Source organism: Arthrobacter sp. P1_B11, assembly GCF_056406715.1.
The window spans coordinates 26,223-44,541 of sequence record NZ_JBFTZQ010000021.1 but is presented as its reverse complement, the minus strand read 5'-3'; the positions used below and the strand labels follow the sequence as shown (position 1 = coordinate 44,541).

Sequence of the window (18,319 nt, the reverse complement as noted above, 5' to 3'; positions counted from 1 at the left end):
CCTACTAGCTCATGAACATGCGGGCACGTTGGCGCTCGTGCCGCATCTGCGAAATTTCCAGCCCGGGGCTGACTGCCCCAAAGTCGTCCGGCGAAAGGTGGCTGACGTGCCCGACGGCGGCAGCGACGCCGTCGGACGCTTTCCGCAGCAGCCGTTGGCCGGCGTTCTGCCCGAGCGGAATGGCTCGCACCGCATTCTGGGTCAGCGAGGTGACCGCGGCGAACAGGTAGGCGGCGAGCGCTTCGGGAAGCGGGACGCCCAGGGAACGGGCGACGACGGCGAACGCCAGCGGCTGATGGCCGGCGGCCCGGCCTGCGGTCACCAACTCCCGGTACGCCACGAGCTCGGGAGACGGAAAGACTTCGGAGCCGATCTCCAGCAGCCGGGTGCCCATCTTGATGCTGGCCTCGCGGAGCTGCCGCGGCAGGAGCTGAGCCGTGAGCAGGGAATCCAGCTCCTCAACCGGGCCGCCCTCATAAAGGAACCGGATGGCCAGCCCGTCAGAGTACGTCAGCTGCTGCCCGATGAACGCTGACAACCACACCCCGAAAGACTCCTCGTCATGCACCAGCCCGCGCTCAATATAGGTCTCAAAGCCAAGAGAGTGCGCAAACGCCCCAGTGGGCAACGCGGAGTCTGTGAGCTGCTGCAGGGCGAGCTGATAGCCCCCGCTGATTGCGCCTGGGGCCACGACCGCAGGGTTCCCTGGCCGGGCTTGCGGGGTTAGGGAGCGGTTGGGGAGCGAAACCTGGTCTCGACAAGCTCGACCGGCGGAGCCCGCTCGACCGGCGGAGTCCGCTCGAGCGGCGGAGTCCGCTCGACCGGCGGAGCCCGCTCGAGCGGCGGACTCGATCTCAGTGCGAGTGTTCGGCATGGCGGAAGGGTACGGGCATGACGCGTTCCTGGCGGTCGTAGGGGACTCCGACGTGTTTGAGGTAGTCCTCCACGGTGTGGTCGTACTGGCACACCATGACCTCGGCCGCATACTCGGAGGCCGCGTCGAAGAACTGCGCCTGCAGGTGCCGGTTGCCAAGGGAGTGCGCCACGACGCCCATTTCGTGGACGGTCCGTGGCGCGATCACCAGTACATCGGTGGGGAGCACTGACACCACGATCATGTTGGATTCGGCTACGAAGAGGACGTCCCCGTCGCGGAGGTCCGCAGAACCTGCGGGAAGCCGGATGCCCAGTTCCTTGCCGTGGTCGGTGATGACGCGCTGGATGCGCTTGACCAGCTGGGCGCTGGGCAGCACCACCTTCTCCGTGTGCAGCCCGAAGTACGGATCCGTACCCGGGGCCTGGTCGTGCAGGTTGCCCAGGATCTTCTCGATGATCATGTCGTTCTCCGTAGTGCTTTGACAGCGGTAGTGCTTTGACAGCGGTAGTGCTTTGAACCGGTAGCGCCTAGAAGAGGAAGTAGCGCTGGGCCATCGGCAACACATCCGAAGGTTCGCACGTGACGTCCTCGCCGTCGACTTTCACCTTGTACGTCTCGGGATCCACCTCGATGTCCGGGGTCGCATCGTTGTACTTGAGGTCGGCCTTGGTGAGCGAACGGATCCCCGAGACAGGCCGGATGACCTTCTCCAGTCCGAGCTCCTGCGGCACACCGGCGTCGATGGCGGCCTGGGACAAGAACGTGATGGAGGACTGCTGCAGCGCCTTGCCGAAGGTGGCGAACATGGGCCGCATCGTGCGCGGCTGCGGGGTGGGGATGGAGGCGTTGGCGTCGCCCATCAGCGCGTAGGCGATCTGCCCGCCCTTGAGCACGAGCTCCGGCTTCACTCCGAAGAACGCCGGATCCCAGAGCACCAGGTCCGCGAACTTGCCCTCCTCCACCGAGCCGATGGAGTCCGCCATGCCCTGGGCGATCGCCGCGTTAATGGTGTATTTCGCCACGTAGCGCTTGAGCCGGAAGTTGTCGCTTTCTGCGGATCCGTGCGTGCCGCCGGCGGGGTCCCTCAGCACTCCGCGCTGCTTCTTCATCTTGTCCGCCACCTGCCAGGTGCGGGTGATCACCTCACCCACACGGCCCATGGCCTGGGAGTCGGAGGAGGTTATGGCGAAGATCCCCATGTCCTGCAGGACGTCCTCGGCGGCGATGGTTTCGGCGCGGATGCGGGAATCCGCGAACGCCACGTCTTCCGGGATGTCCGGGTTGAGGTGGTGGCACACCATGAGCATGTCCAGGTGCTCTTCGATGGTGTTCCGGGTGTACGGCAGCGTGGGGTTGGTGGAGGCGGGCAGGACGTTGGGCAGGCCGGCGATCTTGATGATGTCGGGGGCGTGGCCGCCGCCGGCGCCCTCGGTGTGGAAAGTGTGGATGACGCGGCCGTCGATGGCCCGGATGGTGTCCTCCACGAAGCCGCACTCATTGAGGGTGTCGGTGTGGATCGCCACCTGGACGTCGTAGTCGTCCGCAACTTTCAGGGAGGTGTCGATCGAGGAGGTGGTGGAGCCCCAGTCCTCGTGGACCTTCAGGCCGATGGCCCCGGCACGGATCTGTTCGGCCAGCGGTTCGACCGCCGATGCGTGCCCCTTGCCCAAGAGGCCGATGTTGATGGGGAGGCCCTCGGCCGCCTGCAGCATCCTCTGAATGTGCCATTTGCCGGGCGTCACGGTGGTGGCCTTGGTGCCTTCCGCCGGGCCGGTGCCGCCACCCACCATGGTGGTCACGCCGCTGCACAGCGCCGTGGGGACCTGGTCCGCGGAGATGAAGTGGATATGCGTGTCTACTCCGCCGGCGGTGAGGATCTTGCGCTCCCCCGCGATGATCTCCGTACTGGCGCCGATCACGATGTCCACGCCGTCGGCGATCTGCGGGTTCCCGGCCTTGCCGATCCTGAAGATATGCCCGTCCTTGAGAGCGACGTCCGCCTTGTAGATGCCGGTGTAATCCAGCACCACCACGTTGGTGATCACGGTGTCCGGGACGTCCTCATCCCGCACCACCTGGCCGTTCTGGCCCATGCCGTCGCGGATCACCTTGCCGCCGCCGAACACCACTTCCTCGCCGTAGCTGGTGAGGTCCTTCTCGATCTCGAGGAAGAGCTCGGTGTCGGCCAGGCGGATGGCGTCGCCCGTCGTCGGGCCGTACAGGTCCGCATACTGCTTGCGGGACATCTCGAAACTCACTGTGCTCCCCCAGCCGTTGACTGTGCCGGCCCCAGGCTTCCGTTGACCGCGTTACTCAGCCCGAACACCTCGCGGCTGCCGGCAAGCTCGATCAGCCTGACTGTCTTGCTGTCGCCGGGCTCGAACCGTGCCGCGGTCCCGGCCGGGATGTCGAGCCGGCGCCCGTAGGCTGCCTGGCGGTCAAACTCCAGGGCGCTGTTGGCTTCGGCAAAGTGGTAGTGCGAGCCCACCTGCACAGGGCGGTCACCCGTATTAACAACCGCGACGTCGACCGCCTCGCGTCCCGCATTGACGGTGAGCGGTTCTCTCCGCAGGACATACTCTCCCGGAATCATGGGGCTCCCTATCGGATGGGATCGTGGACTGTGACGAGCTTGGTGCCGTCCGGAAACGTGGCTTCGATCTGGACGTCGTGGATCATCTCCGGCACGCCCTCCATGACGTCGTCGCGGCCCAGCAGCGTGGTGCCGTAACTCATGAGCTCGGCCACGGTGCGCCCGTCCCGCGCCCCTTCGATCAGTTCATAGCTGATGATGGCGACCGCCTCGGGGAAGTTCAGCTTGAGTCCGCGCGACTGGCGGCGACGCGCGAGGTCGGCGGCGACCACGATCATGAGCTTCTCCTGCTCGCGGGGCAACAGGTGCATTACGGAATCCCTTCTACGACGGGCACCACCGCGGCGCGCCCCGGCAAATGCTCCCCAGTAACTGTGCCTACACGACAGCGCCTGCACAACACTGCCTGAGCAACCGTGAACCTAAGCAACAATGAACCTAAGCAACAATGCACCCGTGCGGCGGTGCGTGACCAGCGTAAGCCGTGGACATTTCCGCGAGATTTCCGATTCCGGTTTCGCGGCGGGTCCAGTCACCGGGCCGCAGGCGCGGGCTGTCCGGCACCTCCCCTAGGGTGCCGAGGCGCGGATCCTCAGCTCGAACCCGGCTTCAATGTGGACACCCCTATCCGCTGTCTCCGTCCCTTCGATCCGGTCGATCAGCAGCCCGACCGAGCGCTCGGCGATCTCCTCCATGCCCGGTGACACCGTGGTGAGAGACGGCGACGCGAACCGGGCCTCATCAATGTCGTCGAAGCCGGCCACGGCGACGTCCTGCGGCACCTTCACACCGCGGACGAGGAGCTCATGCATGGCGCCCAGCGCCAACGCGTCGTTCAGGCCGAAGACGGCGTCGAACCCTATTTCGCTGTCCAGCAGCTCGCCCACCGCCGCCGCGCCGGCGTCGCGGCGCCACTCGGACTGCACTACCAGGGCGGGATCAAAGTCCACCCCGGCGGCGGCGAGCGCCGCCCGGTAGCCGGTCAGGCGCAGGCCGGGGCTTCCGGTGTGGTCCTCCACTGCCGCTCCGATCACTGCTATCCGACGGCGGCCTCCCGCCAGCAGGTGGGCGGTGATTGCCTGGGCAGCCCCCACGTTTTTCATCGTGACAAGGTCGAACCGGGCGTCGTCGATGTGCTCGCCGAGCATCACGAGTGGCTTGCTTCCGCGCCGGCCAGCCACCGTGTCCGGCTCCAGCGCCAGCGGAGTGAACAGCAGTCCGTCCGTCAGCTGCCGGAAGGGCCCCTGCAGGGCGCTGAGCTCATTGGCCTCGAGAGCGGCCGACTGCTCAATCAGCACGCGATAGCCCCGGGCGGAGGCCACGGTCATGAGACGCGAGGCGAGCTCCGCGTAGTACGGCGCTGAAAGGTCGGACAGAACCAGGCCAAGCATGCGCGATTTTCCTGACCGGAGGCTCCGGGCCGTCAGGTTGGCCTCATAGCCAAGCTCGGCGATGGCATCCAGCACCTTCTGCCTGGTTGCGGGCCTGATGAACTCATAGTCATTAAGGACGTTGGACACCGTCTTCAGGGAAACCCCCGCTGCACGTGCAACATCATTCATGGTCACAGCCATCCAAGGCTCCTTCTCACGGCGATACGTCTGGATACATCGTTGCAGAAAGTCCGGCGGACCGCCCCGCCCGCAGGTATTTCCCAAGGTGGGGGGCCCACCCTGTTTCAAGGTCTCCAAGCTCTGTGGCCGGGCAACGGCGCCTGGCCACAGGGTTTCGTGGTGGGACTCCTCGTCGCGGAGGAATGTTGAGGAAGAGGGGCAGACGTGTCGCAAAGTCTTGAGGGGCCCGTCGGGGGCCGGACTGCCCCGGACGGGCGGCTGTTTGCCTTGGTTGCCTCGCATCGCGGAACGGGGTTGGATTTCCTGGCACGGCTGGGCTCCGGCCCGCGGCGGATCACCCCTGCAGCTGTTGTGGAACCCGCCCACGTAGCGGGGGCTGTAGTGCTGTCCACCTGCAACCGCTTCGAGGTCTATTTCGAGATTTCGTCCGGCACGGAGCCGTCTGCTGCACGCCGGCGCGTGCAGTCAGCGATCAGCCGCTGCTCCGGCATCCCCGAAGAAGAGCTGGCGCAGTCCTTGGATTTCCTGGCCGGCGCGGCACTGACCGAGCATCTTTTTTCGGTAGGAGCGGGCCTGGACTCTGCGGTGGTGGGCGAACGCGAAATCGCGGGCCAACTGCGCCGGGCACTCACGTCCGCCCAGGAATCGGAATCTGCCAGCGGCGCCCTCATCCGTCTCTTCCAGGCCGCTTCCCGGGCCGCGCGCGACGTCGGGGCCCTGACAACGCTGGGAGACGCCGGGCGCTCGATGGTTTCCGTGGCCTTGGACCTGGCCACCGCAAGGCTGGCAAAAAGCTGCCCATCCGGCTTGTCGGTGGTTGTCATCGGCACGGGGGCCTACGCCGGGACCACCCTGGCGCTGCTGGCGGCCGGAAAATGCGCCAAAGTGTCTGTGTTCTCCTGGTCCGGACGCGCTGAGGCCTTTGCCGCGCCCCGCGGCGCTGCGGCACTGACACGGTCCCAACTGACAGCCGCGCTGCAGGGCGCGGACGTGGTTATCGGCTGCAGCGGGCGCGGAACCCGCCTGGGCACCGAGGATTTCAGGCTCTTCCGGCAGGGCACGAACGAGCGTCTCGTCGTCGTCGATCTTGCCCTTAACCGGGACTTTGAACCGGCCACCGGCGAGCTGCCCGGAATCGAGCTGATCACGCTCGATGAGGTGCGGCTTGCCGCACCGCGCGAACACTCGGACGGTGTCCGGCGGGCAGCGGAGCTGGTCCGGCAGGCTGCGCTGAGGTACGAGGAGGAGCGGCAGGCGCGGGTGATGGATCCGGCCATCGTGGCCCTGCGCGGACACATGCAGCAGGTGCTGGCCAGCGAAATGGCTCGGGTGAAGAACCAGCATGGCTGCACTGCCACCGCCGAGGCCGTGGAGTTCGCGCTGCGGCGGGTGGTCCGGCAGCTCCTGCACGTGCCCACGGCCAGGGCGCGTGAACTCGCCGCCGCGGGCCGGCAGGACGACTACACTGCCGCCCTCGAGGCCCTCTACGGACTGAAAGTGGAACCCGATGATGCGGACCGGCAGGAGCCGGTCCGCATCATGCCGGCGGCGGGTTAGTTCAGGACTCCACAGCCAAGCGGATCATTGACCAGGACACCGCCGGCACGACAGCGGTGAGGCGGCCGTCGTCGAGCTTTGCACTGACGTTCTCCCCCGGCAGCACGGACGTGGAGTCGTCCGCAGTGGCGTGCCAGTACGGGTCCTTATTGTCGTAGGTGACCGCCTCGATGAGGCGCACGTTGCCCAGCCCGGCCACCGAGGCGTCGAGGGTCAGGTCCTCGGCCGACGAACGGTTGACGGCGAAAACCACCGCTTCGCCGGCCTTGGCGTCAAAGGTCGCCACAGCGGAGAGCGCGGCGAAGTCCGCCGTCTTGCCGCCGCTCAACAGTGGGGATTCGACGGCGAGCTGCAGTACCGTGCCTGCGGCATGCCGCGAGGTCAGGGCGAACGGGTGGAATATGGTCTGCTTCCAGGCGCGGCCGCCGGGCTCGGTCATGATCGGGGCGATGTCCTCACTTCTGATGCATTCGTTTTACAACGTTATAGAAACCAGTTTTGGGGTTGCTTGACCGCGCGTCAAGAGCCCGGACGGAAATGGCAAACTAATCCACTCTGGCAGCCGCTCCCTGCCGGGATTAGCTTTTAATCAGCTTTCGAACAGGTCCGGCAGCGAGAGGAAGTTCGATGAACCTCGGGCTAGCGACACCCCACAGCGCGTCCCGCGCGGCGGGCATCCTCGGCGTGGCGGCCGTCGTCGCAACCGTTGCGTGCGGCTGCACCGGGCCCGGGCCAAATCCGGCGCCGCCGTCGTCCACGCAGTCTTCAGGCGCCCCCTCAGGCAGCGCATCTGAGAGCGCTTCGGGGAGCGCTTCGGGAGGCGCTGTTGCAGGCGGGCCGTCGGCCAGTTCAACGCCGGTCAGTTCGACCCCGGGCAGTTCGACGACGGGCAGTTCAACGCCGGGTAAGGGTGGCACCGGCCAGGCAACCGCACAAGGGGCGGCCGACATTCCCACGATCGTCAGCAACATCCAGCCTTCCGTGGTGACAGTCTTCACCGACGGCGGACTGGGAAGCGGCGTGGTGTATTCGCAGGAGGGTCTGATACTCACCAACGAGCACGTGGTGAGAGGCAACAGCACAGTGGAAGTGGGCTTCGCCGATGGCCAGCGCGTGGCCGGAAACGTACGGGCAACTGACGCGATCTCGGATCTAGCACTGGTGGAGGCAAAGCGGACAGGCCTCCCCGCCGCCAAGTTCCAGTCAGAACTGCCCCGGATCGGCGAGCTGGCAGTGGTTATTGGCTCGCCGCTGGGATTCGAAAACACGGCGACGGCGGGGATCATCTCGGGCCTCCACCGGGAGATTCCGGGATCGGCGTCAAGCAGCCAGTCCCTCGTGGACCTGATCCAGACCGATGCCGCGATTAGCCCCGGCAACTCCGGCGGCGCCGTGGTGAACAGCAGGAGCGAGGTGGTCGGCATCAGCGAGGCGTACATTCCGCCGTCGTCCGGGGCGGTGGCGCTTGGCTTCGCAATCCCGGCCGCCACCGTGGTGAAGGTGGCAGACCAACTCCGGGAGGACGGCACCGCCGATCACTCCTTCATTGGCCTGGGGCTGGGGGACATCACCCAGCAGATCGCCGACCGGCTGGGCCTGCCGGACACCCGGGGCGCGCTGGCGCTCTCGGTCCAGGAGGGTGGGCCGGCAGCCAAGGCTGGCATCCGCCCGGGTGACGTGCTCGTCAGGCTCGACGGCGACCAGCTCGCGTCTCCCGAGGACCTGCTCGCCGCACTGAGGAGCAAGAGTCCAGGGCAGACCGTGACGGTTGAATTCCGCCGGGGGTCGGACAGGCAGGAGGTCAAAGTTCAGCTTGTTGCGCGCCCGGCCCCGTAAGGCCGGGCACGCAATCAGGCTGCAGGAGGGGCTAGAGTCCGCCGGCGAGTTTGTAGTAGGCGGCGTTCCAGGCGAGTTCCTTCTTGAACTGTTTGATGGTGGTGCCGTCGTCGATGGTCAGCAGCTCGGTTTGGGCTATTTCGGCGAAGTCCTCGAAGACGTCCATGCCGACGGCGGTGGAGAGGACCGTGTGGTGCGCCGCGCCGGCGGTCAGCCACGCGGCGGCGGAGGTGGCGAAGTCCGGCTTCGGTGACCAGAGGGCGCGGGCGACGGGCAGGTTGGGCAGCGGCTCGTCGAGGTCCACGACGTCGACGGCGTTCGCCACGAGGCGGAAACGGTCGCGCATGTCGGAGAGGGCCACGACGACGCCGGGGCCGGCGTCGGTGTCGAAGACCATGCGGACGGGGTCTTCCTTGCCGCCGATGCCGAGCGGGTGGATCTCCACGCGCGGCTTCGTGGCGGTCAGGGAGGGGCAGACCTCGAGCATGTGCGCGCCGAGAATCTTCTCCTGGCCAGGGGTGAGGTGGTAGGTGTAGTCCTCCATGAGCGAGGCGCCGCCGGGCAGTCCCGCTCCCATGACCTTGGCGGCGCGGACCAGGATGGCGGTCTTCCAGTCGCCCTCGGCGCCGAAGCCGTAGCCGTCGGCCATGAGCCGCTGCACGGCCATGCCGGGCAGCTGGCGCAGTTCGCCGAGGTCCTCGAAGGAGGTGGTGAAAGCGGCGGAGCCGTTGGCCTCCAGGAAGGACCGCAGTCCCAGTTCAATGCGGGCGCTGTAGCGCAGGGACTCGTGGCGGGCGCCGCCGGCCTTTAGTTCCGGAACCACGTCATAACGGCGCTCGTACTCGGCGACCAGGGCGTCGACGTCGGCCTCTGCGGCGCCGTGTACGGCGTCGGCGAGCTCGTTGACGGACCACGTGTTGACCGAAACGCCGAAGCGCAGCTCGGCTTCGGTCTTGTCACCTTCGGTGACGGCGACGTTGCGCATGTTGTCACCGAAGCGGGTCAGCTTCAGGGTCCGGACGGCGGCCCAGCCGGCCGAAGCGCGCTGCCAGACCCCGACCTGGCGGGCGACCTCCGGGTTGGACACGTGCCCGACGACGGTTTTGCGCGGGATGCCGAGGCGGGACTGGATGTAGCCGAACTCGCGGTCGCCGTGCGCGGCCTGGTTCAGGTTCATGAAGTCGAAGTCAATGTCCGCCCACGGCAGTTCCACGTTGGCCTGGGTGTGCAGGTGCAGGAGGGGTTTGCGGAGCAGGTCCAGGCCCTGGATCCACATCTTGGCCGGGGAGAAGGTGTGCATCCACGCGGTCACGCCGATCACCGAATCATCAGAGTTCGCTTCGAGCGCTGTGCGGCGGATGGCATCCGAATCCGTCAGCACAGGCTTCCAGACCAGCTTGACCGGGACCTCGGAGGACTCGTTCAGCGCGGCGGCGATCTCCTGGGACTGGGCGGCGACCTGCTTCAGCACGTCTTCGCCGTAGAGGTGCTGGCTGCCGGTGAGGAACCAGACCTCGTAGGACTCGAGGGAGGTGGTGTTGGCGTCGGACATGTGTTTCTCCTGAAAAGTTGAGGGGCCTGGCGGCCAGGTTAAGGGGCCTAGCGGCCGTAGACGTTCTGGTAGCGGGCGTAGAGGGATTCGATCTGGCCCGGGTCGATGGGAAGCGGCTCGCCCAGCTGCCGTGAGATGTGGACCGTGCGGGCCACTTCCTCGCACATGACGGCGGCCTTGACCGCGGACCGGGCGTCCTTGCCGATGGTGAACGGGCCGTGGTTCTGCATCAGGACCGCGGGCGAATGGGAGGCCTGCAGGGTTTCGACGATGCCGCGGCCGATCGAATCGTCGCCGATCAGCGCGAAGGGGCCCACCGGGATGGTGCCGCCGAATTCATCACCCATCATGGTCAGCACGCACGGGATGGATTCTCCCCGCGCCGCCCAGGCCGTGGCGTAGGTGGAGTGGGTGTGCACCACTCCCCCGACCTCCGGCATGTGCCGGTAGACGTAGGCGTGCGCAGCCGTGTCCGAGGACGGCGTGAGGGCAGGGTTCTCCCATTGCGCCGGTTCGCCGTTGGCGTCGGCAGACAGGCTGGTGACAGGAGTGCCGTACAGGTCCGTGACCACCATGAGCTCCGGGGTCAGGTCATCATAGGAGACCCCGGAGGGCTTGATGACCATGAGGTCATAGCCCGGGACGCGGCCGGAGACGTTGCCGGCGGTCCAGACCACCAGTTCGTAGCGGGTGAGTTCGGCGTGGAGTGCGCAGACCTCGGCCCGGACGCGGGCCAGGGTATCCAGCAGGGCGCTCACGCGGGGACTCCTTCGGTGAGGAGGGCCCGTGCCTGCATGGACTTGGCGTCGTTGCGCTGGCTGGCGGCCTTCCGCTGGAGGGCCTTGAGCCGGTGCATGACCTCGTTGGTTCCCCGGCCGAAGTAGTCGTGCAGAGTGCGGTATTCCCGGAAGAGTTCCTCGTAGGCCGCGACGTTCTCCGGAATGGGAGTGTAAACGCCTCCGGGTGCCGAGCCCATGGCCGCCGCGGCTGCCCGGATGTCCGCGTACTTGCCCGCGGCGACGGCCGCGTGGATGGCAGAGCCGAGGGCCGGGCCCTGGGCGGAGCCGATGGTGGAGAGCTGCAGCCCGGTGATGTCGGCGTAGATCTGCATCAAGAGTTTGTTCTTTAGCAGCCCGCCGGCCACGATGAATTCCTTCACCGGCACGCCCGAGTCGCGGAAGGCATCAACAATGGTGCGGGTGCCGAAGGCCGTGGCCTCCAGCAGCGCCCGGTAGAGGTCCTCCGGGCGGGTCGCCAGCGTCTGGCCCACCACCACACCGGACAGTTCGTGGTCCACGAGCACGGACCGGTTCCCCGAATGCCAGTCCAGGGCGATCAGGCCATGCTCGCCGATCGCCTGCTTGGAGGCCAGTTCGGTCAGGTATTCGTGGATGCCCAGATCCGCCGCCGCAGCAGCCTGGTGGTATTCCGGCGGGACGCCGTACTTGGTGAACCAGCCGAAGATGTCGCCCACACCGGACTGGCCGGCCTCGTAACCCCAGAGTCCTTCCACGATGCCGCCGTCCACCACCCCGCACATGCCGGGCACTTCGCGCAGCACGTCCCCGTTCATGACGTGGCACGTGGACGTGCCCATGATGGCCACGAGCTGGCCCGGCTCCACCGCTTTGGCGGCCGGTGCAGTGACGTGGGCATCCACATTGCCGACGGCCACCGCGATGCCCTCAGGCAGTCCGGTCCAGGCAGCGGCCTCGGCGGTGAGGAAGCCGGCGGCGTCGCCGAGGCGGCCGATGGTGTGCTCCAGCTTGGCGGACACGAAGTCCCTGAACTGCGGATTCAGGGCGGCCAGGAACTTCTCGGACGGGTAATTGCCGTCCTGGTAGATGCCCTTGTAGCCGGCCGTGCAGGCGTTGCGGACATAGTTGCCGCACAGCTGCCAGACGATCCAGTCCGCCGCCTCCACCCAGTGGTCCATCTCCGCGTACGCTTCCGGATCCTCTTCCAGCAGCTGCAGGCCCTTGGCGAACTCCCACTCGGACGAGATCAGCCCGCCGTAGCGCGGAAGCCATGTCTCGCCCAACTCCGCCGCCAGCGCATTGATGCGGTCCGCCTGGCCCTGTGCCGCATGGTGACGCCAGAGCTTGACGTAGGCGTGCGGCCGGTTCGCGAAGCCCGGCAGCTCGTTCAGCGGCGTGCCGTCAGCCTTGACCGGCACCATCGTGCACGCTGTAAAGTCCGTCGCGATCCCGACCACCGCGGACGGGTCAATCCCCGCATCCTCGATCGCCGCCGGCACAGCGTGCCGGAGCACATCCCGGTAATCGTTCGGCACCTGAAGCGCCCACTCCCCGGGAAGCCGGGCTACGCCGTCGTCCGCCACGTCCGCCGGAAGCGCCTCCGTGACCACCGCGTGCGGGTAGTCGAACACGCCGCTGCCCAGCTCCTTGCCGTCGCGAACCCGCACCACCACGGCACGGCCCGACAAGGTGCCGTAATCCACCCCGATCACATAGTTTTCGCTGCCGGCAGTGAAACCGGTGTCATCAACAGATTGCATGCTAAAACCTCCATCCGGGAGGTACTGGCCCCTGTGCCCGGTGTCGAAAACGTAAATGATTCTCTTAGATTGTGAACGCTAACATATCGCGCGTCAAGCATTGGCCGTGACCAATTTCCAGGTCCTGTGTTGCAAAAACAGCACAGGGGACCCCGCCGGCATGGCGGAGCCCCCTGTCCTGCTAAACGTCAGACGCTGCGATGCGGCGCGCTGAGACGCGGGGCCTTAACCCAGCTGGCTGTGCAGCCGGTCCAACTCCGATTTGGTTACGGGCAGGACGGTGCCGTGGCGCGGAGCCCGCGGCAGCTCGTAGTTGGTCGAGAGCTTCCAGTTGGGGTTCTCCAGGCTGGTGCTCTCCAGCGGGATGTAGCCGCGGCCGCCAAACTCATCCACGAACAGGTAGTACTTCTCCTCAGTGTTCGATTTGAAGACGGTCGGCCCTTCAACGCCGCCGGTCCCGGCGTTCTTGCCGATGCAGTTGGCCATCAGGGACCAGTTGCGCGGGTTCGTTTCGGGCAGATCGACGGCCAGCAGATCCGTGGACTTCTCCTGCATGATGTCGAGGCACCCGGAGACACGGGCCTCGTCCTTGGTGAAGCGGTAGTAGGTGTCGCCCTCCTTGATAACAGTGGAGTCGATGACGGAGTCACCCGGGTCGTTCCAGACTTTGGCCTCGCTGAAGGTCCGGAAGTCCCGCGTGGTGGAGTACATCATCTTGTTGTGGGTGCCGCCCGCGTGGCCCGGGTCGTTGTCGGCATAGATTTTGGAGGCCCAGTAGACGACGTAGGCTCCGATTTTCTCGTCGTAATGGGCTTCAGGCGCCCAGGTGTTTCCCGCGGTGTCCGGGGAGACTTTGACGTGCCGCTGCCCGGACCAGTTCACAAGGTCCGTTGACTCCCAGACTTCCAGGTACTGGCTGCCCTGGCGCTGGGAGGCGTCCCACGAGGTTCCACTGCCGATGGAGAGGTCCGTGGCGATCATGTAGAACTTGTCGCCTTCCGGCGAGCGGATGACGAACGGGTCGCGCAGGCCCTTTGTGCCAAGACTGGACTTCACCACCGGCTTTCCGCCATTGAGTTCGTCCCACTTCAGTGCGTCATTTCCCCGGCTGGCAGCCATGGAGATGTTCTCCCCGGCGATGTCGTTGCCGGTGAAGTACGCGAAGGCGTAGCCCTCTTTGGCCTCTGTCTTGGGCAGCGGAAGGACCGTGACACGGAACTTCTTCTTGGACTTCGCCTTGCCGAGAGTGACGGTTGCCTGCAGATCAACGCTTGCCGCCCGGCTGCCGTAGGCGGGCCGGTTGACTTCGCCGGTGGCAGTGATGACGGCGTCGTGGTTCGACTTCCACTCCACCTTGGTTCCGAGCAACCCCGCCGCGGGTAGGGTGATGTTCCCGCGGATCGCGTCGGCATCCCACACGTTCAGTCCTGCGGCGGCCTCGCTGACTTTCTGGTCGTCGCTGATGTCTTCGGGCACCGTGACGGAGAACGACTTCGACGCCGATGCCGCGCCGGAGGTGGCCGTGGCGGTCAGGGTCACAGTGGCGTTGCCGGTTCCGTTGGCCGGGCGGGCCACAATTCCCTGGGGTGACACGGAGGCCGGATCGGAGGAGGTCCAGGTGTAAGCCGAGCCGTTGGGTCCGGCAGTGGGCAGCTTCAGGTCGGCCGTCACAGCACTGGTGTCTCCGAGCGACAGATTTTGCAGATCGAGGGCCACCCGCTGTTCCGGGGACACGTAGCCGAGCTCGCGTACTTCGGCTGCCGAGAGGGCACGGTTGTAGATGCGGAAGTCGCGGACCTGCCCCTTCAGGTACTTGTCTCCGGTGTAGACGGACCTGCCAAGGTAATTCGCCGTCGTCGTTCCTCCCCCGATGCTTCCCGGGGTGATGGTGACGCCGGTCTTGCGCGCAACTTCCGTACCATCTTCGTAGAGAACGGCCGTTCCGCCGCTGAGGGTATAGGTAATGGTTTTCCACGCGCCGCGTGCCAGATCCCGGTTGGCGCTGGTGGTCTGCTCCGTTGACCAGTTGCCGCTGGCGATGGAGGTCCGGTAGGAGTTGCCGGTGGTGAAGAGGTAGCCGTTGCCTGCGCCGTTGGTGGTGTTGCCCAGCCCCCAAATGAAGTAGGGGGCAGCCTGGTCGGGCGCGATCCTCACGTCGGTGGAGACGGTGATGGAGTCGAGCCCGCGCATAACGTCGTTCGGCAGGCGGACATGGGCGTCCGTGCCGCCGAGCTGCAGCCCTTCGCTGCCCAGGCTGGTGGCATCGCCGCTGATCACGCCGTTGCGGCCATGTCCGGAGGTGTCTTCGGCGACGGAGCTGGCCGGTTCGGTCAGGTTGTATTTGAGGACGAGGCCGTCGTCAATGGCGGCTTGGGCGGGAGCGCCTGCGGCGAGGCCGCCAAGCACAAGGGCGGCCGCCGTGAGGACGGCCGGCCCTGTGCGGGCTCTGGGAATCATTAGGGGCATGAAGGATGCTTTCGTTAGGGCGGCCGCGAGGCCGCGGTTGACGGGATGGGAACTAATGCGGGCCAGGGCGGACCGGTTCAGGAGGTCAGCCTGATGATGAGCGCTTGCGCGCCGCTGACGAGAAGGTCCCGCAGGGCCGCCTCACCGACGCTTCGCTGGGCAAAGTCGATCCGTCCCGAACACGTCCTCAGCTGTGCTGGCATAGGCCTGGGCCAGCAAGGACATGTGGTGGCCGGTGAAATGGCCCCTGAGATTTCCGTTTGCTTCTCCGTCGAGGCCGTCCCCGCCGGCAGGCAAGGGGGTTACGCCGGCAATGGGCTGGAGGCCGGCGTTGGCCCGGAATACGTTGATGTAGCGCCGCTCGTCGTAGCCCCGGGCGAACTTGAGGATCAGCTCGCGCTTCCGGGCAAACACTCCGGGGCCGAGGGTGACATCGGACAGATTGAAGGGACGCACGGTAATGGCCGAGGCAAGGCCGTTGGCGGTCGCCATGGGCCCTTGCGCAGCGGCCGTCGTGGTTGCCGCTGCAAGCGATGGAAGCCACGGAAGCGCCGCCGCAGCCGCTCCGAGCCTGAGGACATTACGCCTGGATACGTGATTCGTCATTGGATCTCCGATACGTTGCCGCGCGGAGGAAATTGCCAGGTGGCCCGGGTGTCGTTTTTTTGAACGCTGCGGAGGGGCCGGGCCGGGCTGGCCCGGCCCCTCCTGGTTCAAGACCGGGTTACCCCTCTTATTTGCGTGAGCTGCCGTCAGCCAGGCGGATGAACGTGACGGAATTGGGCTCGAAGGTGTAGGTGAACTTCGGACCTGCACCGCTGAAAGTGCTGGCAGCAGGGGCTAGGGTCTGCCCGTCGGCAGTCTCGGTGAGTGTCGTCACCGCAGCAGTGGCTGCGATGTTGGCGGCGCCGGTCACGTTGATGTCTACCGGCGCTTTGTCGGTTGAAGTGTTGACGACCTTGACGATGGTGTCGCCCGACTTTTCATCCTTCGTGACCACCGAGTAGACGGGATCGGCGGTGGTGTCGTCCACCGTTCCCCACAGAACGTTGTCCAGGTAGAGTTTCGCGGTGCGCCCGGTGACTTCGATGCGGATGTCGTACTCGTGGCCGGTCTGGATCACGGTGTTCTTTTCAATGACAGTGGTCTTGGCACCGTTGACGGCCTTCTCGACGACGGACTTCGAGTTGTTCCAGCCGCCGAGGTTCCACCAGAAGTAGTTTCCGGTGTCCTTGACGCCGAAGGAGACGAGGAACCCCTCGGAACCGGCCAGCTTTGTGGCCTTCGTGCTGAGCGTGTAGTTGCTCCACTCCGGGCTGCCGGCCGTGACCATGGTGTTCTGTGCCGTGGTGCTTGACTGGACGTAGGCGCCGTCCTGGATCGACCAGGAGCCGGTGCCGTTGCCCGTCCAGGCGGCGGCCGTGCCCGAGAAGTCGTCGCTGAACAGCGCGGCCCCGTCGCTGCCGGTCACCTTCACATTGTCGTATTTGGCGGAGGTGGCCCAGGTGGACAGCCCGATCTTCCCTGCAATCGGCACCACGGTTGAGGCCGGGTTCTTCTGCGCGCTGGGCACCACCTGGGTGCCGACGTTTGTCATGAACAGCTTCTGGACCTCGTAGTTGGGGGTGGTCCGCACAGAGGTTCCGTTGAAGAACAACATGTCCGGGCTCCATTGGGTGTTGGCCTCATTCGCGATCAGAGGCGCGTACGAGGCCATCTTCACAACGTCTGCGTTGCGTTCCAGGCCGGTCATGTAGGACGCTTCGGCGAGTGCGTTGGCCGGCTTATTGCCCAACGATGCGTATTCGCCGAGCCAGACCTTGTAGCTGTTGCGGTCATAGGAGTCGTAGCGGTGATTGTTGTTCAGGAACCAGGACGGATCGTTGTAGTAGTGCTCGTCGACCATGTCGACTTTTCGATCGGTGTTGAACTTGGACAGGTCGTCGAAGATTGCGCCTTGGTCGTCCGGGCCGGTGTTGCTGATGATCTTGATGCTCGGATACTTCGCGCGGATAGCGTCTTGGAACTGGACGAAGTATTCCTTGAATTCAGGCTTGTACTCTTCGTTGCCAACCTCAAGGCGGTCCAGGTTGTAGGGCGCCGGATGGCCGTAGGCAATGCGTTTGGCGCCCCACGTGGTACTGGCGTCACCGTTGGCGAATTCGAGCAGGTCCAGGGTGTCCTGGATGTACCGGTCAAGGGTTGCCTGGTCCGGAGCACTGTTGTTATCGCCGCAGCCCGTGACGCCGACCGGCACGACCGGCACCGGGGCCGCACCCATATCCTCGGCCCACTGGAAGTACTCCATGTAGCCGAGTCCGTACGTCTGGTTATAGCCCCAGAAGTTACGGTTCGCGGGCCGCTGTTCCACCGGACCGATGGTGTCTTTCCACTGGTAGGTGCGGGCCCGGGTGTAATTGGGCGCCGAATACGTGTCGTAACTCCCCGTGTTGACGATGCAGCCGCCGGGGAAGCGCAGGAATCCCGGCTTCAGGTCCGCAATCTTTTCGGCGAGGTCCCTGCGAAGGCCGTTTTCCCTGCCGTTCCAGGTGTCCTTCGGGAAGAGCGAGACCATGTCGAGCCTGACGGTGCCGGTCCCTTGCACCACTGTCGCCAGCCGGCCGGCCCCGGTGGACGATTTGGGCGACAGCGTCACATCGTATTTGGCCCACTTGTCACCTTTGACTTTGATCGACGCGAGATCGAGCCGGGCACCTTCGGGGGTCTCCAACGTTACAGCCAGGTTTGTTCCGGCCGGGTTGGACGTGCGCGCCCAGACTGAGTAGGTGTACTTCTTGTGCGCCTCGAGCTTCTGCCCCGCGTTCCAGCCGCTGTTGCGGACCCCGACTCCGGCGCCGGCGCCTGCGCCGGCAGAGGTAGCTTCGATTTTCAGGTAGTTCCTGTTGTTTTGGTTCAGCCGGTTGTCGTCATTGACGACGGCGGCAGTTCCGTCGCTGCCACGCTTCAGGACCTCCCAGGCGGTCATCGGCGTAAACGTGCGGTTGTCCCCCGAATTGAATTCAAACGACCGGTTCTGCACGAGCTCGGCATAGATGCCGCCGTCGGCGCCCTGGTTGATGTCCTCGAAGAATGCCCCGTACATGGCCGGATCGATCTTGGGCCCGGCCTCAGCGGCGTTGACGTTGATTGTTCGGTTTGCGGACTCTGCGTTGGCGCCCAATGCCGGGGCCAGTGACAGCATCGCTGCTGCCAGTGATCCGGCTAGCGCCAGGGTGCAGGCCCGCTTTGCGGGGCTTGATGAACTTGATGGCATGGGAAGAGATGGCCTTTCTCCATTGAACGGTCCGCCGGCTAGCCGGCGCAGCTCAGGCGGGGCGGCCGCCGA

14 protein-coding genes and 1 pseudogene are annotated in these 18,319 nt (G+C 65.8%); 2 read left to right on the top strand and 13 right to left on the bottom strand.

Going from position 1 to position 18,319, the window contains the following annotated elements; genetic code table 11:
* Positions 1–4 precede the first annotated feature (4 nt).
* The 6 genes from AC1D14_RS15935 to AC1D14_RS15910 all read right to left on the bottom strand — a co-directional run bounded on the left by AC1D14_RS15935 (position 5) and on the right by AC1D14_RS15910 (position 5,044).
* Complete coding sequence (locus AC1D14_RS15935; RefSeq protein WP_230119280.1) at positions 5–676, bottom strand: urease accessory protein UreF; 672 nt, start codon at positions 674–676, stop codon at positions 5–7.
* 178 nt (positions 677–854) lie between these two features.
* Positions 855–1,337, bottom strand: coding sequence for an urease accessory protein UreE (gene ureE / locus AC1D14_RS15930; protein ID WP_230119262.1), 483 nt, complete (start codon positions 1,335–1,337; stop codon positions 855–857).
* A gap of 67 nt (positions 1,338–1,404) precedes the next feature.
* Positions 1,405–3,135: an urease subunit alpha gene (gene ureC, locus AC1D14_RS15925; protein ID WP_230119261.1), complete on the bottom strand. Its 1,731-nt coding sequence runs from the start codon at positions 3,133–3,135 to the stop codon at positions 1,405–1,407.
* The gene (locus AC1D14_RS15920) at positions 3,132–3,470 is read right to left on the bottom strand and encodes an urease subunit beta (RefSeq protein WP_230119260.1); all 339 of its coding nucleotides are present in this window, start codon (positions 3,468–3,470) and stop codon (positions 3,132–3,134) included. The genes ureC and AC1D14_RS15920 overlap by 4 nt, the downstream gene beginning before the upstream one ends.
* Positions 3,471–3,478: 8 nt before the next feature.
* Positions 3,479–3,781 carry an urease subunit gamma gene (locus tag AC1D14_RS15915; RefSeq protein WP_230119259.1) on the bottom strand — a complete coding sequence of 101 codons (303 nt, stop codon included), beginning with the start codon at positions 3,779–3,781 and terminating at the stop codon, positions 3,479–3,481.
* 258 nt (positions 3,782–4,039) lie between these two features.
* Entirely contained in the window at positions 4,040–5,044 is a 1,005-nt protein-coding gene (locus AC1D14_RS15910) for a LacI family DNA-binding transcriptional regulator (RefSeq protein ID WP_230119258.1), read from the bottom strand.
* Positions 5,045–5,248: 204 nt separating this feature from the next.
* On the opposite strand from AC1D14_RS15910, the gene AC1D14_RS15905 reads away from it, so the two are divergent.
* On the top strand, positions 5,249–6,601 hold the full coding sequence (locus AC1D14_RS15905; RefSeq protein WP_230119257.1) for a glutamyl-tRNA reductase: 1,353 nt from the start codon (positions 5,249–5,251) through the stop codon (positions 6,599–6,601).
* A gap of 1 nt (position 6,602) precedes the next feature.
* On the opposite strand, the pseudogene AC1D14_RS15900 reads toward AC1D14_RS15905, so the two are convergent.
* Positions 6,603–7,052, bottom strand: a pseudogene (locus AC1D14_RS15900) (alpha-L-arabinofuranosidase C-terminal domain-containing protein); the annotation flags it as partial.
* A gap of 176 nt (positions 7,053–7,228) precedes the next feature.
* Here AC1D14_RS15900 and AC1D14_RS15895 point away from each other — a divergent pair.
* On the top strand, positions 7,229–8,437 hold the full coding sequence (locus AC1D14_RS15895) for a S1C family serine protease (protein WP_230119256.1): 1,209 nt from the start codon (positions 7,229–7,231) through the stop codon (positions 8,435–8,437).
* 31 nt (positions 8,438–8,468) lie between these two features.
* Here the strand turns inward: AC1D14_RS15895 and araA are convergent, their stop codons facing one another.
* The 6 genes from araA to AC1D14_RS15865 form a co-directional block, all read right to left on the bottom strand.
* Positions 8,469–9,989 (bottom strand): L-arabinose isomerase, encoded by a 1,521-nt coding sequence (gene araA, locus AC1D14_RS15890; protein ID WP_230119255.1) that lies wholly within the window; start codon positions 9,987–9,989, stop codon positions 8,469–8,471.
* A gap of 47 nt (positions 9,990–10,036) precedes the next feature.
* Positions 10,037–10,747 carry an L-ribulose-5-phosphate 4-epimerase gene (locus AC1D14_RS15885; RefSeq protein WP_230119254.1) on the bottom strand — a complete coding sequence of 237 codons (711 nt, stop codon included), beginning with the start codon at positions 10,745–10,747 and terminating at the stop codon, positions 10,037–10,039.
* On the bottom strand, positions 10,744–12,507 hold the full coding sequence (gene araB / locus AC1D14_RS15880; RefSeq protein ID WP_230119253.1) for a ribulokinase: 1,764 nt from the start codon (positions 12,505–12,507) through the stop codon (positions 10,744–10,746). The genes AC1D14_RS15885 and araB overlap by 4 nt, the downstream gene beginning before the upstream one ends.
* A gap of 225 nt (positions 12,508–12,732) precedes the next feature.
* Positions 12,733–14,973 carry an immunoglobulin-like domain-containing protein gene (locus AC1D14_RS15875; RefSeq protein ID WP_230119252.1) on the bottom strand — a complete coding sequence of 747 codons (2,241 nt, stop codon included), beginning with the start codon at positions 14,971–14,973 and terminating at the stop codon, positions 12,733–12,735.
* Positions 14,974–15,114: 141 nt separating this feature from the next.
* Complete coding sequence (locus tag AC1D14_RS15870; RefSeq protein ID WP_230119251.1) at positions 15,115–15,579, bottom strand: glycoside hydrolase family 127 protein; 465 nt, start codon at positions 15,577–15,579, stop codon at positions 15,115–15,117.
* 127 nt (positions 15,580–15,706) lie between these two features.
* On the bottom strand, positions 15,707–18,247 hold the full coding sequence (locus AC1D14_RS15865; protein ID WP_476968752.1) for an alpha-L-arabinofuranosidase C-terminal domain-containing protein: 2,541 nt from the start codon (positions 18,245–18,247) through the stop codon (positions 15,707–15,709).
* Positions 18,248–18,319: the final 72 nt, after the last annotated feature.